We start from the raw sequence: 20,271 nt of genomic DNA, 5'->3' as shown, positions 1-20,271 counted from the left end.
TAGATTATGGCACATAAACTGATTCGCTCGTTTTTTCAGGGGATTTATAGGTTGGGATGTCCGTCTCCGCTTTTGGAAGAAGAGGGGATAAGGGTTCTGACCGACCTGCTCGGTTCGGACACTCCTTGTATGATCTCCCGGTTCGGGTCGGTTGAATTGCAAACGCTTTGCTATGAGAAATTGCAGCCCTGGCTTCTTCCATTGAAGAGAAGAACCTGGCGGAATCTTGGTAATTCTGCCGGTTTTTTTCCGGTGGATGGAGAGCACATCCGCCGTTTTTATGAATTGTATAAAGCCGATACTGCTGAGTTGGATGTGCTGATTACCTGGCGGTTCGAGGAGATGTTCTTTCGCAGTTGGATTGGCGATATCCCCCGTGTTAGCAAGCGCACGCTCGATGGGTTCTACGATCAGGATTCGCCTTGGACGCGGGTGTTGACCGGCAAGCGGATCTTAGTTGTGCATCCGTTTGCTGAGACGATCCGCGAGCAGTATGAGCGAAATAGGGCGAATCTTTTCGCAAATCCGCTTACACTTCCCGTGTTTGGGAAATTGGAGACCATCAAGGCCGTACAGTCAATAGCTGGCAATCCCGTGGATTTTCCGAGTTGGTTCGAAGCCCTAGCTCATATGAAGGCTTTGATCGACGAAAAAGAGTTTGATATCGCACTTCTCGGTTGTGGGGCCTACGGTATGCCGCTCGCAGCCCATATCAAGCGGATGGGGCGTAAAGCTGTCCATTTGGGAGGTGTCACACAGTTCCTTTTCGGCGTCAAGGGAAAACGTTATGTGGATAATCCGCAGACGAACCGGTTCATTAACGAATATTTTGTTTCGCCTCGTCCAGAAGACCGCCCTGAACGGGCCGGAACAGTTGAAGGGGGCTGTTATTGGTAATTTCTGCATTTAATCCGAGTAAATTCGATAATATGGTCTATCGTTTGGCAAAACAGGCCGACGCACGTTGTCTGGCTGATATTCACCATCGTATTAAGGATGTCAATGATAATGGAATCTTTGTCTTGATGGGGCGATGCTTCCTGCGGCAATATTACCGGCTGGTACTTTCTGATCCATGTACGGTATGTGTTTGTGCTGAGGATAAGGGCAGGGTGGTAGGATATATGTTCGCAGTCTTGGACTGCCATCGCCATCGCTGTTATATGATGAAAAACCGAGCCCGGTTGGCTATAGCGGCCATTGGATCGGTTCTTTCTAATCCCGTACTACTGAGGGCCTTGTTTGTCCGTTATAGGTCTTTGAAACGGAACGATGGGTCCTTCATCGGACAGCAGGGGGCACGAGGTGGCTATTGGGGATGGGACCCTCGCTACAAGGATTCGATTTCGTCGTGTGAGATGCATAACAATACGTTGCGGATTCTTCGCCTGCTGGGGATCGAAGAACTGGAATTCGAAGTAGATACGGCGAATAAGCATGTATATAAGTTCCATAAACTGAATGGAGCAGTTATGAAAAAAATCATTACTCTGTCAGATGGCCGGGAACGGGCTTTTATGGCTTATGACTTGAATAAACCAACTAAAATATGAATAATTAAAAATAATAACAGATGAGCATGAAAGAATTTATCGAAAAATTCGCCGAAGCGGTTGAAATTGAAGATGCAACAACCTTGAATACGGATACTATTTTCCGAGATTTGGATGAATGGAATTCTTTATCGTTCTTATCGGTCATAGCGATGCTTGACGAGGAGTATGACATGCAGATCGAGAATGCCCAGTTCCGCGAGTTGAAAACGCTGGGTGATATTGCGTCGTATATTGAATCCCACAAATAATCATGTCGTTTCTGAAATTTCAGGGTGTCGGGATTACGGCTTTGAGCGGTGCCGTTCCCCGCACGGTGATCGACAATTACAAATACACACAGTATTTCCCGGAGGATCAAGTCCGCGAAGTTGTCGATAAGGTAGGTATCTATGAGCGTCGTTTCGCCGATGAAAAAACCTGCTCGTCGGACTTGTGCTTTGCTGCGGCGGAAAAACTCATTGCCGACAACGGGATCGATCGCAATGAGATCGATTTGCTGATCTTCATATCGCAAACGCCCGATTACCGCATGCCTGCGACATCGGTATTGTTGCAGGAACGTTTAGGCTTACCGAATTCGACGATAGCATTCGATATAAATCTGGGATGCTCCGCATTCATTTACGGGTTGAGTGTCGCCTATTCGTTCATGCAGTGCAATAATCTGCGCAAGGCATTGATTCTTGACGGCGAGACCCGCTCGAAAGTCTATTCACCGAAAGACCGCCGGTCGGCATTCCTGTTCGGTGACGGCGGAGTTGCGGCACTTGTCGAACGGGATGAAAAATTCGGGGAAAGCTATTTTTCGCTCAACTCGGACGGCTCTCGCGGCGACCTGATCAAGATCAATGCCGGCGGTTACCGGATGCCGAGCAGTGTGGAGACCCTGCAAGAAAAGGTTGTCGATGAATACGGCAATATCCGTAGCGAAGAACAGGGTTATATGAACGGGGGCGATGTCTTCAACTTTGTGATCCGTGAGATCCCGCGCGACATCAAAAAGATCGCGGAGTGGTCGGAGGTGGATATCCAATCGCTGGATTACTATGTCTTTCATCAGGCCAACAACTTTATCAACAGTTATCTGGCCAAGAAACTCAAACTGGATACGACGAGGATTCCGTCGACGATCGCCAAATACGGCAATACCTCATCCGTATCGGTTCCTTTGACCATCGTCGATCAATTGAAAGACAACTTGTCGGGCAAAAAGCGGTTGATGTTGAGCGCATTCGGCGTTGGTATGACATGGGCGACGGCCATCGTACCGTTCGTCGATTGCCGTATCAGTGATATCGTAGAGGTTTGACCATGACGTTCAATCCATTCACCCTGTCGGAAAAGACAATATTAATTACCGGAGCTTCGTCCGGCATCGGTCGCCAATGCGCCATTGATTGCAGCCGGATGGGAGCCCGTGTAGTGCTTATTGGTCGTAATGAGGAGCGATTAGCCGAAACCCGGCGGCAAATGACGGGCAACGGACATGTTGTGATGTCTTTTGATTTGACGGATTTTGACCGAATAGGGGTACTGGTTGCCGATATCGTAACCCAATGCGGCCCGTTGCATGGTGTACTCCATTGTGCCGGGATATCGACGACGCTTCCCCTGAAACTGATGTCCACTGAACAACTCGACCGTTTTTTCCGGAATAACGTCTATTCCGCCATTGAACTGACACGAGAGGTCTGCAAAATCAGACACATGCCCAAAGAGGGTGGAAGTATCGTTTTTTTCTCGTCGATCATGGGATGTGTGGGCGAAAGCGGCAAATCGTTGTACGGCATGACCAAGGGAGCATTGATCTCTGCGGCCCGATCGCTGGCCTGTGAGTATGCCAAACGCAACATCCGGTTCAATAGCGTATCTCCGGGTGCGATTCTTACACCGATCAATGCAGATTTGCCTCATATGGCCGATCCTGACCTGCGCAGGCAACTGGAGGATAAGCACTTATTGGGCCTGGGCCGTACGGAGGACGTTTCCAATGCCTGCATTTATCTGCTAAGCGATGCTTCCCGGTGGGTTACCGGACAAAATCTGATCGTGGACGGAGGATATACCGTTCGATAAATTATCGTATATGACAAAAATTTCCTTTTCGCCTCCCGATATGACGGAGGCGGAGATTGCTGAAGTTGCTGAGGCTCTGCGTTCCGGATGGATTACGACGGGACCCCGCACCAAAGAGTTTGAAAACCTGATTTCGATGTGCTGCCAGACGGAAAAGTCCGTGTGCCTGAACTCTGCGACGGCGTGCATGGAGTTGATTCTCCGCGTACTGGGTGTCGGGCCCGGAGACGAGGTCATTACTTCGGCATACACTTATACTGCAACGGCCAGTGTGACGTGCCATGTCGGAGCTAAGGTCGTGCTGGTCGATACGGCGCCCGGATCCTTTGAAATGGACTACGATAAACTTGCCGATGTCATCACCGAACGAACGAAAGTCGTCGTGCCGGTGGATCTCGGCGGTGTCGTTTGCGATTATGACAAGATTTATGCAGCAGTCGAACGTAAAAAACATCTTTTTCGCCCTGCAAATGATCTTCAGCAAGCATTCGGCCGGGCTGTCGTATTGTCCGATGCCGCCCATGCTTTCGGGGCACAGTGGCACGGACGGATGTGCGGAGAGATCGCCGATTTCACCTCGTTTTCGTTCCACGCCGTGAAGAATCTCACGACGGCCGAGGGCGGGGCGCTTACATGGCGTCCGATCCCCGGTATCGATAACGAATGGCTCTACAAGCAATTCCAGTTGTTGTCGCTTCATGGACAGAGTAAGGACGCTTTGGCCAAGACGCAACTCGGCGCTTGGGAGTACGATATCGTCGCGCCCAATTTCAAATGCAACATGACGGATATCATGGCCGGGATCGGGCTTGCACAGTTGAAACGCTATCCGGAAATGCTCCGCCGTCGTCGTGAGCTGATCGGCCGTTATGATGACGCGCTGAAAGATTGTTCGGTGCAGGTACTCGATCATTATGGGGCGGATCACTCTTCGAGCGGACATCTATATCTTGTGCGTCTGTTGGGGCGGGATGTCGCCGAGCGGAACGATGTCATCGTCAAAATGGCGGAGCGGGGCATCGCCTGCAATGTCCATTACAAGCCGCTTCCGATGATGACGGCATATAAGGCTTTGGGGTTCGACATCGCAGACTATCCGAATGCGTATGACCAGTACCGCAATGAGGTGACGCTTCCGCTGCATACGCGCCTTACCGACGAGGAGGCCGAATACGTCATCTCCAATTTCGTCGATATCATTTCGAAATAATATATTTTCATTGAAACGTTTTTTCGACCTTGTAACGAGCGGTTTGGGGCTGCTTGTTTTAAGTCCCTTGTTCCTCGTTCTGGCCGTTTGGATCAAATGTGATTCAGCAGGGCCGGTCTTCTACCGTCAGGTGCGTGTCGGGCGGAACAACCGGGATTTCAGGTTGTATAAATTCCGCTCGATGCGGGTCGGTTCCGACCGGAAAGGATTGATAACGATCGGAGGACATGATCCGCGGGTGACCCGGTCGGGATATTATATTCGTCGGTACAAATTGGATGAACTTCCGCAGCTTATCAACGTTTTTGTCGGAGATATGAGCCTGGTCGGACCCCGGCCGGAGGTGCGGAAATATGTCGGGCTGTATACCCCGGAGCAGATGCGTGTGCTCGGTGTCCGTCCCGGTATAACGGACCTGGCATCGATCCGCTATCGCAATGAGAACGAATTGTTGGAGCAGGTCGATGATCCGGACCGGTATTATGTAGATGTGATTATGCAGGATAAGCTGCGGATTAATCTGGAGTATGTTGCCCATCACTCATTAGTGACTGATATCAGGGTGATCCTGATCACTCTTTGTAAAATTATATCATAACTCTCTGTTGTCGTGCAAATGTTATTGTCGGGTCGCATTCCTTATATTGATGCTTTGCGAGGTTTTGCCATTTTGCTGGTGATTGCAGGGCATGTTATTCAGACATTGTACGGAACAGATGGCCTTGTCTTTCGCTGCATTTATAGCTTTCATATGCCGTTATTCATGTTTCTTAGTGGATTTGTAAGTTATAAGACTACGACATGGAAGAGTGTTGGAAAACGATTTTTACAGTTGATCATCCCCTTTTTTTGCTACAATGTGATCGCTTTTTTTGTAGATGGTTCTGCCGGAATTTCGCTTCGTGAGTTTGCAGTATTTAATCTCCGGATTATTTTACGTCCCGATTTAGGTCTTTGGTTCTTGTGGGTCCTGTTTTTTATCCATACTCTTTTTATTTGTTGCCGAAAAACGGCGGCAGCTCTTAAGATTGATGAACGGATAATTGTGCTGGCGATTCTTGGTGGATTGAATTTTATCGAACTGATTACCCGTACAGATCTTTTGGGTTTTCATTGGATTGCGTGGTATTTTATCTTTTTTTCTGCTGGCGTTTATATCAGACCGTTCAGTCAGACGAAGCATGTCGGTCTCGACCAAGTCTTGCTTACAGGGAGCGCAGTTCTGTTTCCCGTATGTGTCTATTTCTTCCGGTTACAGATGTGTATTACCCCCCCCCAAGTATTACCGGGTATTGATTTAGAACCCTATTTATCAATCTTTTATCGTTTATGGGTCGCTGCGTTGGGGATTGTTTTGTTCTATGAAATTTTTAAATGGACGGTGACGGTGGGGACAAGTTATTGCGCTAAAATACTTATTGCTTTGGGTCGGGAGACATTGGGGCTTTATTTTGTCCATTGTCTTATTATCAATCTTGCAATAGCACCTTTTGTCAGCGGCTTGGGGTTGATCCCGGTCTGGACCGTGCTAACAATAGGTGTGGTTCTGACTGCCGTGAGTTATTTGATTGTAAAATTATTGCGCCGTAATCGCCTCACGCGACTACTCGTTTTAGGAGATTATATATGCTGCAAAAAATAGTAAACTTTATATGAAGACCGCATTAATTACGGGTATTACAGGTCAGGACGGATCGTTTCTGGCGGAGTTTTTATTGCAAAAAGGCTATGACGTGCATGGCACCATACGTCGTTCCTCCGTAGATTTTCGGGAGCGGATTGCCCATTTGGAGGGTCTGCCGCATTTCCATCTGCACTATGCCGATCTGGGTGACTCGATGAGTCTGTTGCAGGTCATTGGCAAGATCCGTCCGGATGAAATCTATAACCTTGCAGCCCAAAGTCATGTTCAGGTGTCGTTCGACGCTCCGGAGTTTACAGCCGATGTCGACGCCACGGGCGTACTGCGCATTCTGGAAGCCGTGCGTCAATGCGGTCTTGCCGATACATGTCGCATTTATCAGGCCTCGACCTCGGAACTCTACGGCAAGGTGGAGGAAGTACCGCAGAATGAAAACACCCCGTTCCATCCTTACTCGCCTTATGCCGTGGCGAAACTCTACGGCTACTGGATCGTCAAGGAGTACCGCGAGGCCTACGGAATGTTTTGCTGCTCGGGTATCCTGTTCAACCATGAATCGGAACGTAGGGGTGAAACGTTCGTGACCCGCAAGATCACCCTCGCCGCCGCCCGCATCGCTCAAGGAAAGCAGGATAAATTGTATTTGGGCAACTTGTCGTCGCTCCGCGATTGGGGCTATGCCAAAGACTATGTAGAATGTATGTGGCTGATTCTCCAAAACAAGACGCCGGAAGATTTCGTCATCGCCACGGGTGAGCAACATTCCGTGCGGGAATTTTGCTACCTTGCATTCAAATATGCCGGCATTGAATTGGAGTTTGTCGGCGAGGGCGAAGATGAAAAGGGAATCGACAAAGCTACGGGCAAGGTACTGGTCGAGGTTTCACCGGACTTCTATCGACCGACGGATGTAGTAAATCTCTGGGGAGACCCGACCAAAGCGAAGGCCGAACTGGGCTGGAACCCGACCCGGACAAGTTTCGAACAACTGGTTCGAATCATGGTCGATGCCGATATGGCGAAGGTGGCTGTGGAACGAGCCGGTGAGGAGATACGGACAAACCTCGCCGAGTATCTCGAAAAGGGCATTGTAAAATAGCGGAATATGGAAAAGAGTGCTAAAATATACGTCGCCGGGCATCGGGGCATGGTCGGATCGGCGATCGTGCGTGAGTTGCAGCGGCAGGGATATACGAATATCGTTACCCGTACGCATCGGGAGCTGGACCTTACGCGTCAGGACGCTGTCGAACGATTTTTCGCCGAAGAGAAGCCGGAGTATGTCTTTCTGGCGGCGGCGAAAGTCGGTGGTATCGAGGCCAACCAGAGTGCTCTGGCGGACTTCATGTACGAGAATATGATCCTTGAGATGAATGTTATCCATGCGGCGTGGCAGAACGGCTGTAAGAAGCTGGAATTCCTCGGCTCTTCGTGCATCTATCCGCGCATGGCACCTCAGCCGATGAAGGAGTCGTGTCTGCTGACCTCGGAACTCGAAAAAACGAACGAGGCGTATGCGCTGGCAAAGATCTCGGGACTGAAGTACTGCGAGTATCTCAACCGCCAGTATGGCACGAATTATATCAGCGTAATGCCGACCAATCTTTATGGGCCGAACGATAACTACCATCCGACGCACAGCCATGTGCTGCCGGCACTGATCCGCCGTTTCCATGAAGCCAAGGAACAAAAACTGCCATATGTCACCTGCTGGGGCGACGGGAGTCCGTTGCGCGAGTTCCTCTATGTGGATGACCTCGCCAACCTGTGCGTATTCCTGATGAACAATTACAGCGGCAACGAGACGGTCAATGCCGGGACGGGTAAGGAACTTTCGATCAAGGAACTGACGGGACTCGTGGCGAAAGTGATCGGTTACGGCGGAGAGATTCGGTGGGACACCTCGAAACCCAACGGTACGCCCCGCAAACTGCTGGATGTGTCGAAGGCTGCGGCGCTCGGCTGGACTTACAAAACCGAACTGGAGGAGGGTATTCGTCTGTCGTATCGGGATTTTCTGGAAAATCCCATGCGAGCCGAACGATAACCTTTTCTTTCTGAGAAAAACCGCAATCCTGAAGGGTTGCGGTTTTTGTTTTCGGATGTAATTTATTCAAATATGGAAGATTTGCCGTAATAAGTTTGAATATATTAAAAATTTTTACTATATTGTTCCCGCAAAATGCAATCCGGGAGTGACGATCCGGTGTGAATGCACAATTTTGCGCCTATCTCAAACGTCTTAAATAAAAAATGCGTATGAAGCAAAAGAAAATGCTTGCACTGACCCTTTCCCAGCTCGGACTGCTCTATCGCCATGAGTTACCCGACCTTGCGGCCCTCGCCGACGCCAGCAGCGACGGTGCGGAGTTCCGCAGGCATCTCGGGGAGTTCGTGGACCGGCATGCCGCTGCGGAGAGCGAAGCTGCGGAGCAGATTCGACTGTTGATCGGTTACGACGGACAAGAAGTCTACGAATTATCCACGGACTGTCAGTTGGAAGTACAGACCCTGACGCTGTTGTGGCAGTTCCTTACCGGACGGCTCGCCAATTCCGAGATGCCTTCCGACCTGTTTGTCGATCTGTTCCACCTGTTCCGCCTGCTCGACGGGGCGGAAATCCCGCTGCCTTCGCCGCAGCGCGTGCGCAGCCGCACCGAACGCTGGCTTTCGGGGCAGGACGAGGAGGTGCGGGCGATCCGCGCCGACAACCGTGAACGGATGCTGCACCTGCTGGTGCAGAAGATCGAGAACCGCAAGTCGAAAACCCCGTCGCGCTATCTGTTCGCCGAGGGGATGACTTACGATGAGAAATACCGGCAGGTGGCCGAGTGGTGGGGTGATTTCCGCTTTCAGTTGGCCATGGCCGTGAAAAGCCCTTCGGAGCTGAACCGCTTTCTGGCCGGGTCGCTGTCGTCGGAGACGATGTACCTGCTCTCGAAGGCCCGCAAAAAGGGGATGCCCTTCTTCGCCACGCCCTATTACCTTTCGCTGCTCGATGTCACGGGCGACGGTTACGACGATGCCGCCATCCGCAGTTACATCCTCTATTCGCCGCAACTGGTCGAGACTTACGGACAGATCCGCGCTTGGGAGCGCGAGGATGTCGTCGAGGCGGGTAAACCCAATGCCGCCGGGTGGCTGCTGCCCGACGGACACAACATCCACCGCCGCTATCCGGAGGTGGCGATCCTGATCCCCGACACGATGGGCCGCGCCTGCGGCGGACTGTGCGCTTCGTGTCAGCGGATGTACGATTTCCAGAGCGAACGTCTCAATTTCGAATTCGAGGCGCTGCGTCCCAAAGAGTCGTGGGACCACAAACTGCGCCGGCTGATGAATTATTTCGAGGAGGATACCCAACTGCGCGACATCCTCATCACGGGCGGCGACGCACTGATGAGCCAGAACAAGACCCTGCGAAATATCCTCGAGGCGGTCTACCGCATGGCTAACCGCAAGCGCCGGGCCAATGCATGGCGTCCCGAGGGCGAAAAATATGCCGAACTGCAGCGCGTGCGTCTCGGTTCGCGCCTGCCTGCCTACCTGCCGATGCGCGTAAATGACGAGCTGGTGGAGATCCTGCGCGAATTCCGCGAGAAGGCTTCGGCCGTCGGCGTGAAACAGTTCATCATCCAGACCCATTTCCAGACGCCGCTCGAAGTGACGCCCGAGGCCGAGGAGGCCATCCGGAAGATCCTTTCGGCGGGGTGGCTCATCACCAACCAGTTGGTCTATACCGTGGCCGCTTCGCGCCGCGGGCATACCACACGGCTGCGGCAGGTGCTCAATTCGCTGGGAGTGGTGTGCTATTACACCTTCTCGGTCAAGGGTTTCGAGGAGAACCGCGCGGTCTTTACGCCCAACAGCCGCTCGATGCAGGAGCAGATGGAGGAGAAGATTTACGGACACCTCACTGCGGAGCAGGCTTCGGAACTCGACGCGCTGCTGGCCGACGGGCGCGATACGGCGGCCAAGCTCCGGCGTTTCATGCGCAAATACCGCCTGCCGTTTCTCGCTACGGACCGCAGTGTGCTGAACCTCCCGGCCATCGGCAAGAGCATGACCTTCCGGCTGGTGGGTCTTACGCCCGAGGGGCGGCGCATCCTGCGCTTCGACCACGACCGCACACGCCGCCACAGCCCTATAATCGACCGCATGGGCGAAATCTTCATCGTCGAGAACAAGTCGGTGGCCGCCTATCTGCGTCAGCTCGGCAAAATGGGCGAGGACCCCGAAGATTACGCTTCGATCTGGGCCTATACCCGGGGTGAGACGGAACCCCGTTTCGGACTCTATGAATATCCCGGTTTCGGGTTCGGCGTGACCGACCGGGTGAGCAATCTGGAGCTGGAGCAGGCACAATAATCGGCCTCTTTTTTGCGTTTATATATAATTACCAATAGGAATGCAATTATGAAAAAGACGATTCACAGAGCCGGGACCCGCGGGTATGCCGATCACGGCTGGCTCCAGACACACCATACCTTCAGTTTTGCCGGATATTACGATCACACACGCGTCCATTTCGGTGCCCTGAGGGTGCTGAACGACGACACGGTAGCCCCGGGCGAGGGCTTCGGGACGCATCCCCACGACAACATGGAGATCGTTTCGATCGTCCTCTCGGGCGCTCTGAAGCACGGCGACAGCATGGGACACATGAAGATTCTCGAGCCGGGCGACATTCAGGTGATGAGCGCCGGAACGGGCATCACGCACAGCGAGATGAACGCCAGCCGCGAGGAGCCGGCGAAATTCCTGCAAATCTGGGTGCTTACCGACGCCGACAACCATACGCCCCGTTACAACCAGATCGAACTGCTGCCCGGCAAGCGCAATGAACTGCGGCTGATCGTAGGCCCTGAGAGCCACGGCAGCGAGCATGTGGGGTGGATTCACCAGAAGGCGTGGTTTTACACGCTGGGCCTCGACGCCGGGCATGAGACCGAGTACCGGATGAACCTCCACGGCAACGGAGCCTACGTCTTCGTGGTCGAAGGCCGGGTCGAGGTGGCCGGCGAGGAGCTTGGGCCCCGCGACGGCATGGGCATCGAGGATGCGGACGATTTTCGGATCAAGGCTTCCGAGGACGCCAAGGTGCTGATTATCGAGGTTCCGATGGAGGTCTGAGAAAACCTGTTACAAGCAAAGCCGCCGGAGTCTGCACTCCGGCGGCTTTTTGGTGTTTTAGAACTCTGAGGTGAAGTGGAAGCGGATGTCCTTGAAATTCTCCTGCGCGAGGGCGAGCCCGTAGCTCGTGTCGGCGAGGAATACGTCGCGGCCGTGCTTGTCGACAGCCATGTTGGTGTGCTTGCGGCGTTTGAAGTCGGCCAGTTGCGCGGCGTTGTCGCTGTCGATCCAGCAGGCTTTGTAGATCGAGATCGGCTCCCAGCGGCATGCGGCGTTGTACTCGTGTTCCAGACGGTACTGAATCACTTCGAATTGCAGCGCACCCACCGTGCCGATGATCTTGCGGCCGTTGAGGGCGCTTGTGAACAACTGCGCCACGCCCTCGTCCATCAATTGGTCGACGCCCTTGGCCAACTGTTTGAACTTCAGTGGGTCGGCATTCTCGATGTAGCGGAACTGCTCGGGGGCGAACGACGGAATGCCCGTGAAACGGAGCTTTTCGCCCTCGGTGAAGGTGTCGCCGATCTTGAAATTGCCCGTGTCGTGCAGGCCCACGATGTCGCCCGGGTAGGCGAAGTCGATCACCGACTTTTTCTCGGCCATGAAGGCTGTCGGCGAAGAGAATTTCAACTGCTTGCCGCTGCGCACATGCAGGTAGTTCTTATTGCGTTCGAACGTGCCGGAGCAAATCTTCAGGAACGCGATGCGGTCGCGGTGGTTGGGGTCCATGTTGGCGTGGATCTTGAAGACGAAGCCGGTCATTTTCGGCTCCCCGGGCTCCACCGCCCGGGTTTCGGTCGGGGCCGGACGCGGCGAGGGGGCGATGCGCACGAAGCAGTCCAGCAGTTCGCGGACGCCGAAGTTGTTGACCGCCGAGCCGAAGAAGACCGGGGCCAGTTCGCCGCGCAGGTAGGCTTCGCGGTCGAACTGGTCGTAGACGCCCTCGACCAGCTCGACGTCCTGCCGCAGCAGGTCGGCGAATTTTTCGCCGATGTAACCGTCCAGCTCCTGCGACGCGAGGTCCGAGATTTCGGCCGTCGATGCGTCGGCCGTCAGTTTCTCGTCCGACGTAAAGAGCGAGAGGTTCTTTTCGTAAAGGTTGTAGACGCCCTTGAAGGTGGGGCCGTTCGAGATCGGGAAAGCCAGCGGCCGCACGCGGATCTGCAACTCCTTCTCCACCTCGTCCAGCAGGTCGAACGGCTCCTTCGAGGGGCGGTCCAGCTTGTTGATGAAGACGATCACGGGGGTTTTGCGCATGCGGCAGACCGCCATCAGCTTGCGGGTCTGGGACTCGACGCCCTTGGCGCCGTCGATCACGATGATGACCGAATCCACGGCCGTCAGCGTGCGGTAGGTGTCCTCGGCGAAATCCTCGTGGCCCGGGGTGTCGAGGATGTTGATCTTGCAGCCTTGGTATTCGAAGCCCATGACGGCCGTGGCCACCGAGATGCCTCGCTGGCGTTCGATCTCCATGAAGTCGGACGTCGCGCCCTTCTTGATCTTGTTGCTCTTGACGGCTCCGGCCACATGGATGGCGCCGCCGAACAGCAGCAGTTTCTCGGTAAGGGTGGTCTTGCCCGCGTCGGGGTGGGCGATGACGGCGAAGGTCCGCCGCCGGGTTATTTCTTCCTGTAATGTCATGTGTTATTCCTTGGGGTAATCGGCGTTGTAGTGGCAGCCCACGGACTCCTTGATCTCGCGCCCCTGCTTGATGACCAGATAGGCGATGGCGATCATGTTCCGCAGTTCACACAACTCGCGGTTGGGCTTGGTCTTGTTGTAGAGCTCCTCGGTCTCCTGCCAGAGTATCTCCAGCCGGTGCATGGCGCGCTTGAGCGAGAGGTTCGACCGCACGATGCCCACATAGTTGGACATGATGGTCTGCATCTCGCGCTTCGACTGGATGATCATCAGCATCTCCTCGGTGTGCTGCGTGCCTTCGAAATCCCAGTCGGGGATGCCCTCCTGAAAATCGACCTTCTCCAGCGATGCTGCCGTGTGCCGTGCAGCTTGGTCGGCGTAGACGACCGCTTCGATCAGCGAGTTCGAGGCCAGCCGGTTGGCGCCGTGCAGTCCCGTGCACGAGGTTTCGCCCAGCGCATAGAGCCGCTTGATCGAGGTTTCGCCGTTGGTGTTGACCTTCACGCCGCCGCAGCAGTAGTGCGCTGCGGGGGTTACGGGAATCCAGTCTTTGGTGATGTCGATGCCGATCGAGCGGCATTTCTCGTAGATGTTCGGGAAATGGCTCCGGACGGCGTCGGGGTCCTTGTGCGTCACGTCGAGGTAGACGAAATCCGAACCCCGCTTGGTCATCTCGCGGTAGATGGCCCGGGCCACGACGTCGCGCGGCGCGAGGGATTTCATCGGATGGTATTTGTCCATGAACTCCTTGCCGTCGGGCAGCCGCAGGATGGCCCCGAAACCGCGCATGGCCTCGGTGATGAGGAAATTGGGCTTCTCGCCGGGGTTGTAGAGCGTCGTGGGGTGGAACTGGATGAACTCCATGTTCTCGGTGATGGCCTTGGCACGGTGGCACATGGCGATGCCGTCGCCCGTGGCGACGTTGGGGTTCGAGGTGGTGGAGTAGACGTTGCCGCACCCGCCCGTGGCCACGACGGTGAATTTCGACAGCATGGTCTCGATCTCGTTCGTCTCGAGGTTCAGCACATAGGCTCCGAAGCAGGCCAGTCCGCGTGTGTGGCGCGTGACGAACTCGCCCAAATGGTGCTGCGTCAGCAGGTCGATGGCGAAATGGTGTTCGAGGACCGTGATGTTCGGATGGCTCTTCACCGACTCCACGAGCGCCCGCTCGATCTCGGCACCCGTGAGGTCCTCGTGGTGGAGGATGCGGTGCTCCGAGTGTCCGCCCTCGCGGTTGAGCTCGAAACGCCCGTCGGGGGTCTTGTCGAAGCGCGTGCCCCAAGCAATGAGGTCCCGGATCAGCTCCGGAGCGCGCCGCACGACCAGCTCCACGGCCTTCTCGTCGCACTTGCCCGCTCCGCAGACCAGTGTGTCGTGAATGTGCTTCTCGAAGGTGTCGGGAGCGTATGTGACCGAGCAGATGCCGCCTTGGGCATAGTTGGTGTTGCACTCCTCGATCTCGCCTTTGGTGACGATCGTAACGTGTCCGTGAGCCGCGGCCTTCAGCGCGAACGAGAGCCCCGCAGCGCCGGAACCGATAACCAGAAAGTCGGTTTTCATGGGTTTTTCCTTTTTCTATTGCCTTGCAGCGCCGCAAAGTTAATAAAAAACAGCCAATAAAAAGGTCCGGTCGGTATAAAATATGCCGACCGGACGGGTGGGGTGCAATGCCGTTAAAAATTTTGTGCCTGCTTGTTCTGTACATGGTCGAACCAGAGTTTGTGTATCTCCCGCTCTTCCTGGTCTTTCTTGTGTTTCAATTCCATATCCCAACTATTCCGCAACCGGATCTTAATCAATTCCCTGCCCCGGTATTTTGCGCGGATATATTTCTCCCGGGGAATATGTGCCTCCTCGACATGGGCGTCGACATAATCGGCGTCGATGTAGATTCGGTCGATCTTGTCCAGCCGGCCGTAAAAGGTCCCGTCGACGGAAAAGTAGAGGTTCTCGGCGACATGCCGCGACTGCAGTTTGGGACTGACTAACTCGACGAGTGGTTTCCATTCGATCCCTTTCTCTGCCCAAGCGTGTATCGAGCCGTCGGATTTTTGCACGACAATGGAATCGAGCGAACTCGTTGCTAGAATATGTTTTTCGGGCAGCGGTTTTTCGTTGAGAAACCATTTCGGTTCTTTGGCCTGTGCGGAGACTGCTGCCATACAGGCCAATGCGAATAAGAAGATTTTTTTCATGACGCGAGATTTTATATTTAGCAAGATACGAAAGAAATATACAAAATAATCTTTGTATATATATAAAGACTAAAATTATGAAAAGAATTCTCCATTTAGTATTTGCGATAGTTTGTATATCGCTTTTTGCTTGTTCGAAAGGGGAGGCTGATTCTGGCTGTTCGAAAGAAAAAATACTGAAAACTCGATCATCGTTTTGGATGACGGAACGACTATTGAGCTTGTAAAAGATTGGTATATTGTCACTTTCCCTGCTACGCGAGCTATGGCGCGTATTACATTGCCAGTATATTATCGTTATACAGAGGATCATGTTTGGGTTGATCAGGTCTTGCTGGTCAATATAAAATAGGAATAACGTCGAAAATAACAGATTGGTTAGGTGATATCACGTTTGTAGAGCATTTGGCAGATCCTGTCATGGAATTGAAAGAAGGCGAATTTTTTGCAAAGATAGAAAGCACATCTTCTCTTTGTGAGATCAAAATGCCTTGGAAAGGAGCCCTTATGGAATATAACCCAGATATGGACGATAAACCAAGTGTCCTGAACAAAGACCCTTATGATAATTGGATGATTTATGTTTTTTTAATGAATTTTGTGGAAGAGCAACTTATGGATGCAAGGGAGTATGCCATATATGTCACTCCTGGAATAATTCCACCTAAACGGGAATAAATTTGTAATTGTTGGTTAGTAGTCCTAATTTTGTCGCATAATTTCCGGCAAAATATGGAACGACATATTGATATCAACCGCTTCGATTACGACCTCCCGGACGAGCGGATCGCCAAATTCCCCCTCGCCGAGCGCAGCGCTTCGAAGCTGCTCGTCTACCGGGGCGGCGAAATTTCCGAACGGCATTTCGCCGACATCGGCGACGTGCTGCCCGCGGGCGAACTGCTGGTCTTCAACAACACGAAGGTCATCCGGGCGCGGATCATCATGCACAAGCCTTCGGGGGCGCGGATCGAGGTCTTTTGTCTTGAACCGCACGACCCGGCCGATTACGAGCGGGCGTTCGCCGTCACGGGCGGATGCGCGTGGTCGTGCATCGTGGGCAACCGCAAGAAGTGGAAAGAGGGGTATGTGGAGATCAATTTCGACTGCGAAGGGCGCGCCGAACACCTTCGGGCATGGATTGCCGAGGATCACGGCCGTGAATGCGTCGTGCGTTTCGAATGGAGCGCCCCGATGACTTTCGGGCAGTTGCTGGAATACCTCGGGCGGATTCCGATCCCGCCCTACCTGAACCGCGAGAGCGAGGAGATCGACAATACGCGCTACCAGACGGTCTATTCGAAGTTCGAGGGATCGGTGGCGGCGCCGACGGCGGGCCTGCACTTTACGCCCGGGCTGATCGGGGCGATGGAGGCCCGCGGATTCGGATTCGAGGAGGTGACGCTCCATGTCGGGGCAGGGACGTTCCTGCCCGTGAAGGACGACGATGCCGCGAAGCATCCGATGCACACCGAGCATTTCGAGGTGCGCCGTGCGACGGTCGCCCGCCTCGTGGAAAAGTGGGGGCACATCACCGCCGTGGGAACCACCTCGGTCCGGACGCTTGAGTCGCTCGCGGCCCTTGCATGGCGCATCCATACCGCCGGGACGCCCGATGCCGGGCGGGTGATCGGCCAATGGGAACTCTACGACATTCCGGCCGATTATTCGGGCCGCGATGCCTTGGTGGAACTGCTCGCTTATATGGATGCGAACGGAATCGACCGCCTGAAAGCCTCGACGCAGATCATGATTACGCCGCTGGGCTACGAGTTCCGCATCGTGCGCAACATCGTCACCAATTTCCACCAGCCCAAATCGACCCTGCTGCTGCTGGTCTCGGCATTCGTGGGCGACGACTGGCACCGGATTTACGACTATGCCCTCGGCCATGATTTCCGGTTCCTGAGCTACGGCGACTCGTCGGTGCTGATGCGGGAATAACCGTTTTGCAGAGAGAAAGAAAAGGGACGCTTGCAACAAGCGTCCCTTTTCTATGGATACGGGTCCGGATCAGAAATTATATCCGACGCTGATCGAGAAGCAGTTGTTGCGCAGCGTGCCTTCGCCGTTGCTCTCCTTGACCAGATTCAGGCAGCCGATGTCGTAACCCAATCCGAAATAGATGCGGTTCCAGACGACGCCGGCGCCCAGACGCACGCCCAGATCGGAACGTTTCAGTCCGCCTTCGTCGCCGAAGATGTCACCCTTCTCGCCGCCTGCTTTCACTTTGCCGCCGATGCCGAATCCGTAGTAAAGACCCGCGAACGGCTGGATCGTAACGATGTCCTTGATATTGAAGTGGTAGTTTACCAGCACGGGAATCTGCAGGTAGGAGGGACGGAAACTCGCGCCGTCGACTTTACCGCCGCGGCTCGAGAAGGCGAGTCCTGTTTCGAGGTAGAACGGCAGCCGGTTGCAGAGCAGGATTTGGTCGACTACGGCGACATGGAACGCAGCCCGCGAGTCGGTGCTTATCGAAGCACCTCCGGCTGAAATCGAGTAACTCGACAGGTTCAGGCCGGCACGGACGCCCAGAATGTTCTTTTCGTGATTCTGTGCCGAGGCGGCATTGGCCAGCAGCATGATGGTCAGGGCAAGGAAAATTTTCTTCATGGTTTGTTGAATGTTATGAGTTGTTTAGGTACGCCAAAAATAGAAAAAGTTTTCTGATTTACGACAAAATGAGGCGTATTTTCAACGAAATGAACCATTTGTAAAACGAGGCTGCCCGAAAGAACCACAAAATGCAACGAGACGCATCCCGAGGGCGCGTCCCGTTTCTGCCGTAAGGGGTGGTTTAGAAGTTGTAGCCGATGGAAACCGCGAAATTGTTGTTGGCTATTTTGATTCCGCTGCCGCTCGGGATGTTCTCGAAGTCCCGGGCGGTGACCGAAGCTCCCTTTTTCAGGATGTTCAGGCATCCCAGATCGCCGTTCAGCCCGAAGTAGATGCGCCTCCAGACAAATCCGACACCCATCCGCACGCCGAAGTCCGAGCGCATGAACCTGCAGTCGCCGCCGAACATGTCGCTCTTCTCCTCTCCGGCCTTGATCTTGCCGCCGATGCCCACGCCGTAGTAGACGCCGACGAAAGGCTGGATGGTGAACCGGTTGCGGATGTCGAAATGGTAGTTGACGAGCAGGGGCACCTGCAGGTACATCGGACGCAGCGCCACATCCTGATAAACGGGGTCCGTCGTTGCCGAACTCGGGCCGTAGTCATATCCTTCGACCTTGATCTTGCCGCCGCGGCTCGAGAAATCGACACCTGTTTCGAGGTAGAAAGGCAGTTTGTCGGAGAGCAGTATCTGGTCCGAGACGCTGATGTGGAATCCGGTGCGGCCGTTGGTGGCCCCCGAAGCGCCGCCGGACGAAGCCGTCATCCAAGCGATGTTCACTCCGGCCCGCACGCCGAGGATGTTCTTTTCGTGGGTTTGTGCCGACAGCCGCGCGCCGGTCAGCAGCAGGACGGATAGGATGAGTGCGTATTTTTTCATATCGACAAGGGATTATTATGCTTCGGGAGCGGCGCTTCGGAGCGCCAGTCGTTTGACCCAGACGACGAATCCGCCCGTGAGGATGAGGTTCAGCACCAGCGTCAGCACCGAGATAATCAGCGCCGGGCCGCCGAGGCTGTACCCGAGGGCGATGAAGATCACCCCGGCGCCCACCTCGCCGCGGGTGAACATGCCGATCGAGAGGGCCAGCCGCTCGCTCAGTTGCCGGTCGCGGTAGAAGAAGATCGGCACGAGCTTTCCGAGGTTCGAAAGCGCCGAGACGGCCACGACGTGCAGCAGCAGGATGCCCCACGGCATCATCGGCTGTGCGGCGGTGACCGATCCGGCCGCCGCGGCGGTTTCCGAGGCCGCGGTGCCCGTCACCAGCGGCATGCTCAGCCCCACGAGCAGCATGAACAGGAACGAGATGCCCGTCGAAACGCGGCGTTCGGTCGGGGTGTCGAGCTCGCGGTGCTTCATCAGCATGCCGATCACGAAGGCTGGGAGCAGCACCTCGATGTGGATGCTGTTCTCGGGGCCGTACCAGTGGGCCGTCGCCAGATAGAGCAGTTGCGTCAGGGCGCAGACCACGACGGCGAGTCCCAGAATGCGTTTCCAGTCCTGCCTCACGTTCCACGTCGCCTGCCACCGCCAGCCCGCGACGAGCAGCACGGTCACCACGCCCACGATGGCGAACATCTGCCATTTGAGGCCGATCATCAGGATTTGCAGGGGGATCATCAGCAGGATGGTGTCCAGATCGTCGAAAATCGCCAGCACTTGTATTTTGCGGTATATCCAGCTCTTTTTCAGGTGCAGCGCCGCGAGCATCGTGAAGAGGATGCCCGCCGAGGTCGGGGCGGCGAAACGGCTCAGCAGCAGGTTTTCTTTCCACGCCTCGGAGCTTCCCCAAAGGTCTGAAGGCAGCAGGACGAAGACGTAGTAGAGGGCGATGAGCAGCCACGGGAGCGCTGCGGTGGCCATGGCGATGAAATAATCGGCGGTGTAGGAGCGCCAGCGCGCCTTGTCGATTTCGAACTCCCGGCCGACGTTGATCATGATGAATCCAAGGCAGACGTAGAGCAGGGTGTCGGTCGCGGCCTTGAAGCCCGGATAGGTCGCGCCCAGCGCGCCGGGGAGCAGTTGCGAGGCGACGAGGCCCAGCATCAGGAACAGCGAGAACGAAAGAACTTTTCGCATTGAATGACGGTCGTTTACATGGTTTTGCGCGTAAGTTGCGGCGCAAAGATACGATATTTGCAGGAGAAACAGAACGATGCGTGCCGCAATCGTGAAAAAATTAACAATAAAGAAACCGC

20 protein-coding genes are annotated in these 20,271 nt (G+C 54.6%); 14 read left to right on the top strand and 6 right to left on the bottom strand.

Annotated elements, in window-relative coordinates; genetic code table 11:
- The first annotated feature begins 6 nt into the window (after positions 1–6).
- The 12 genes from BN5935_RS02295 (at position 7) to BN5935_RS02240 (ending at position 11,617) form a co-directional block, all read left to right on the top strand.
- The gene (locus BN5935_RS02295; protein WP_064974667.1) at positions 7–897 is read left to right on the top strand and encodes a hypothetical protein; all 891 of its coding nucleotides are present in this window, start codon (positions 7–9) and stop codon (positions 895–897) included.
- A gap of 32 nt (positions 898–929) precedes the next feature.
- On the top strand, positions 930–1,553 hold the full coding sequence (locus BN5935_RS15050; RefSeq protein WP_064974666.1) for a hypothetical protein: 624 nt from the start codon (positions 930–932) through the stop codon (positions 1,551–1,553).
- Between the two features lie 26 nt (positions 1,554–1,579).
- Positions 1,580–1,804 (top strand): acyl carrier protein, encoded by a 225-nt coding sequence (locus BN5935_RS02285; RefSeq protein WP_064976801.1) that lies wholly within the window; start codon positions 1,580–1,582, stop codon positions 1,802–1,804.
- A gap of 41 nt (positions 1,805–1,845) precedes the next feature.
- Positions 1,846–2,865, top strand: a complete 1,020-nt coding sequence (locus BN5935_RS02280) for a 3-oxoacyl-ACP synthase III family protein (protein WP_235820982.1) — start codon at positions 1,846–1,848, stop codon at positions 2,863–2,865.
- Positions 2,866–2,867: 2 nt separating this feature from the next.
- Complete coding sequence (locus BN5935_RS02275; RefSeq protein ID WP_064974664.1) at positions 2,868–3,632, top strand: SDR family NAD(P)-dependent oxidoreductase; 765 nt, start codon at positions 2,868–2,870, stop codon at positions 3,630–3,632.
- A gap of 10 nt (positions 3,633–3,642) precedes the next feature.
- Entirely contained in the window at positions 3,643–4,842 is a 1,200-nt protein-coding gene (locus tag BN5935_RS02270) for a DegT/DnrJ/EryC1/StrS family aminotransferase (RefSeq protein WP_064974663.1), read from the top strand.
- 10 nt (positions 4,843–4,852) lie between these two features.
- Positions 4,853–5,440, top strand: coding sequence for a sugar transferase (locus BN5935_RS02265; protein ID WP_064974662.1), 588 nt, complete (start codon positions 4,853–4,855; stop codon positions 5,438–5,440).
- Positions 5,441–5,458: 18 nt separating this feature from the next.
- Positions 5,459–6,484, top strand: coding sequence for an acyltransferase family protein (locus BN5935_RS02260; protein WP_064974661.1), 1,026 nt, complete (start codon positions 5,459–5,461; stop codon positions 6,482–6,484).
- Positions 6,485–6,494: 10 nt separating this feature from the next.
- Entirely contained in the window at positions 6,495–7,583 is a 1,089-nt protein-coding gene (gene gmd, locus BN5935_RS02255) for a GDP-mannose 4,6-dehydratase (protein WP_064974660.1), read from the top strand.
- A gap of 6 nt (positions 7,584–7,589) precedes the next feature.
- A complete protein-coding gene (locus BN5935_RS02250) occupies positions 7,590–8,531 on the top strand; it encodes a GDP-L-fucose synthase family protein (RefSeq protein WP_064974659.1) in 942 nt (313 codons plus the stop codon).
- Positions 8,532–8,743: 212 nt separating this feature from the next.
- Positions 8,744–10,852 carry a KamA family radical SAM protein gene (locus tag BN5935_RS02245; protein ID WP_064974658.1) on the top strand — a complete coding sequence of 703 codons (2,109 nt, stop codon included), beginning with the start codon at positions 8,744–8,746 and terminating at the stop codon, positions 10,850–10,852.
- A 48-nt stretch (positions 10,853–10,900) separates the two neighbouring features.
- A complete protein-coding gene (locus BN5935_RS02240; RefSeq protein WP_064974657.1) occupies positions 10,901–11,617 on the top strand; it encodes a pirin family protein in 717 nt (238 codons plus the stop codon).
- A gap of 57 nt (positions 11,618–11,674) precedes the next feature.
- On the opposite strand, the gene BN5935_RS02235 is transcribed toward BN5935_RS02240, so the two are convergent.
- The 3 genes from BN5935_RS02235 to BN5935_RS02225 all read right to left on the bottom strand — a co-directional run bounded on the left by BN5935_RS02235 (position 11,675) and on the right by BN5935_RS02225 (position 15,453).
- A complete protein-coding gene (locus tag BN5935_RS02235) occupies positions 11,675–13,258 on the bottom strand; it encodes a peptide chain release factor 3 (RefSeq protein WP_064974656.1) in 1,584 nt (527 codons plus the stop codon).
- Between the two features lie 3 nt (positions 13,259–13,261).
- Positions 13,262–14,818 (bottom strand): L-aspartate oxidase, encoded by a 1,557-nt coding sequence (nadB, locus tag BN5935_RS02230; RefSeq protein WP_064974655.1) that lies wholly within the window; start codon positions 14,816–14,818, stop codon positions 13,262–13,264.
- A gap of 113 nt (positions 14,819–14,931) precedes the next feature.
- Entirely contained in the window at positions 14,932–15,453 is a 522-nt protein-coding gene (locus BN5935_RS02225; protein WP_147625752.1) for a hypothetical protein, read from the bottom strand.
- A gap of 348 nt (positions 15,454–15,801) precedes the next feature.
- Here BN5935_RS02225 and BN5935_RS14785 point away from each other — a divergent pair, with 348 nt between their 5' ends.
- Complete coding sequence (locus BN5935_RS14785; RefSeq protein WP_082943992.1) at positions 15,802–16,131, top strand: biotin/lipoyl attachment domain-containing protein; 330 nt, start codon at positions 15,802–15,804, stop codon at positions 16,129–16,131.
- A gap of 54 nt (positions 16,132–16,185) precedes the next feature.
- Positions 16,186–17,397, top strand: a complete 1,212-nt coding sequence (locus BN5935_RS02215; protein WP_064974652.1) for an S-adenosylmethionine:tRNA ribosyltransferase-isomerase — start codon at positions 16,186–16,188, stop codon at positions 17,395–17,397.
- A 69-nt stretch (positions 17,398–17,466) separates the two neighbouring features.
- Here BN5935_RS02215 and BN5935_RS02210 read toward each other — a convergent pair whose 3' ends face one another.
- From BN5935_RS02210 to BN5935_RS02200, 3 genes are all read right to left on the bottom strand, one after another.
- Entirely contained in the window at positions 17,467–18,069 is a 603-nt protein-coding gene (locus tag BN5935_RS02210; RefSeq protein WP_064974651.1) for a porin family protein, read from the bottom strand.
- 184 nt (positions 18,070–18,253) lie between these two features.
- Positions 18,254–18,952: an outer membrane beta-barrel protein gene (locus BN5935_RS02205; RefSeq protein ID WP_064974650.1), complete on the bottom strand. Its 699-nt coding sequence runs from the start codon at positions 18,950–18,952 to the stop codon at positions 18,254–18,256.
- 15 nt (positions 18,953–18,967) lie between these two features.
- Positions 18,968–20,152, bottom strand: a complete 1,185-nt coding sequence (locus BN5935_RS02200) for a cation:proton antiporter (protein ID WP_064974649.1) — start codon at positions 20,150–20,152, stop codon at positions 18,968–18,970.
- Positions 20,153–20,271: the final 119 nt, after the last annotated feature.

Origin of the sequence: Alistipes provencensis, from assembly GCF_900083545.1 — a bacterium.
Lineage (GTDB): Bacteria > Bacteroidota > Bacteroidia > Bacteroidales > Rikenellaceae > Alistipes > Alistipes provencensis.
The sequence above is the reverse complement of the archived record's forward strand: the minus strand, read 5'-3'. Positions and strand labels throughout refer to the sequence as shown.

Coding starts and splice junctions, on each gene's coding strand:
- BN5935_RS02235 (WP_064974656.1), bottom strand. CDS start 13,258: ATGACATTACAGGAAGAAATAACCCGGCGGCGGACCTTCGCCGTCATC.
- BN5935_RS02270 (WP_064974663.1), top strand. CDS start 3,643: ATGACAAAAATTTCCTTTTCGCCTCCCGATATGACGGAGGCGGAGATT.
- BN5935_RS02245 (WP_064974658.1), top strand. CDS start 8,744: ATGAAGCAAAAGAAAATGCTTGCACTGACCCTTTCCCAGCTCGGACTG.
- BN5935_RS02275 (WP_064974664.1), top strand. CDS start 2,868: ATGACGTTCAATCCATTCACCCTGTCGGAAAAGACAATATTAATTACC.
- BN5935_RS02215 (WP_064974652.1), top strand. CDS start 16,186: ATGGAACGACATATTGATATCAACCGCTTCGATTACGACCTCCCGGAC.
- BN5935_RS02200 (WP_064974649.1), bottom strand. CDS start 20,152: ATGCGAAAAGTTCTTTCGTTCTCGCTGTTCCTGATGCTGGGCCTCGTC.
- BN5935_RS02225 (WP_147625752.1), bottom strand. CDS start 15,453: ATGAAAAAAATCTTCTTATTCGCATTGGCCTGTATGGCAGCAGTCTCC.
- BN5935_RS02210 (WP_064974651.1), bottom strand. CDS start 18,069: ATGAAGAAAATTTTCCTTGCCCTGACCATCATGCTGCTGGCCAATGCC.
- gmd (WP_064974660.1), top strand. CDS start 6,495: ATGAAGACCGCATTAATTACGGGTATTACAGGTCAGGACGGATCGTTT.
- BN5935_RS02250 (WP_064974659.1), top strand. CDS start 7,590: ATGGAAAAGAGTGCTAAAATATACGTCGCCGGGCATCGGGGCATGGTC.
- BN5935_RS02260 (WP_064974661.1), top strand. CDS start 5,459: ATGTTATTGTCGGGTCGCATTCCTTATATTGATGCTTTGCGAGGTTTT.
- BN5935_RS02240 (WP_064974657.1), top strand. CDS start 10,901: ATGAAAAAGACGATTCACAGAGCCGGGACCCGCGGGTATGCCGATCAC.
- BN5935_RS02205 (WP_064974650.1), bottom strand. CDS start 18,952: ATGAAAAAATACGCACTCATCCTATCCGTCCTGCTGCTGACCGGCGCG.
- nadB (WP_064974655.1), bottom strand. CDS start 14,818: ATGAAAACCGACTTTCTGGTTATCGGTTCCGGCGCTGCGGGGCTCTCG.
- BN5935_RS02295 (WP_064974667.1), top strand. CDS start 7: ATGGCACATAAACTGATTCGCTCGTTTTTTCAGGGGATTTATAGGTTG.
- BN5935_RS15050 (WP_064974666.1), top strand. CDS start 930: ATGGTCTATCGTTTGGCAAAACAGGCCGACGCACGTTGTCTGGCTGAT.
- BN5935_RS02285 (WP_064976801.1), top strand. CDS start 1,580: ATGAAAGAATTTATCGAAAAATTCGCCGAAGCGGTTGAAATTGAAGAT.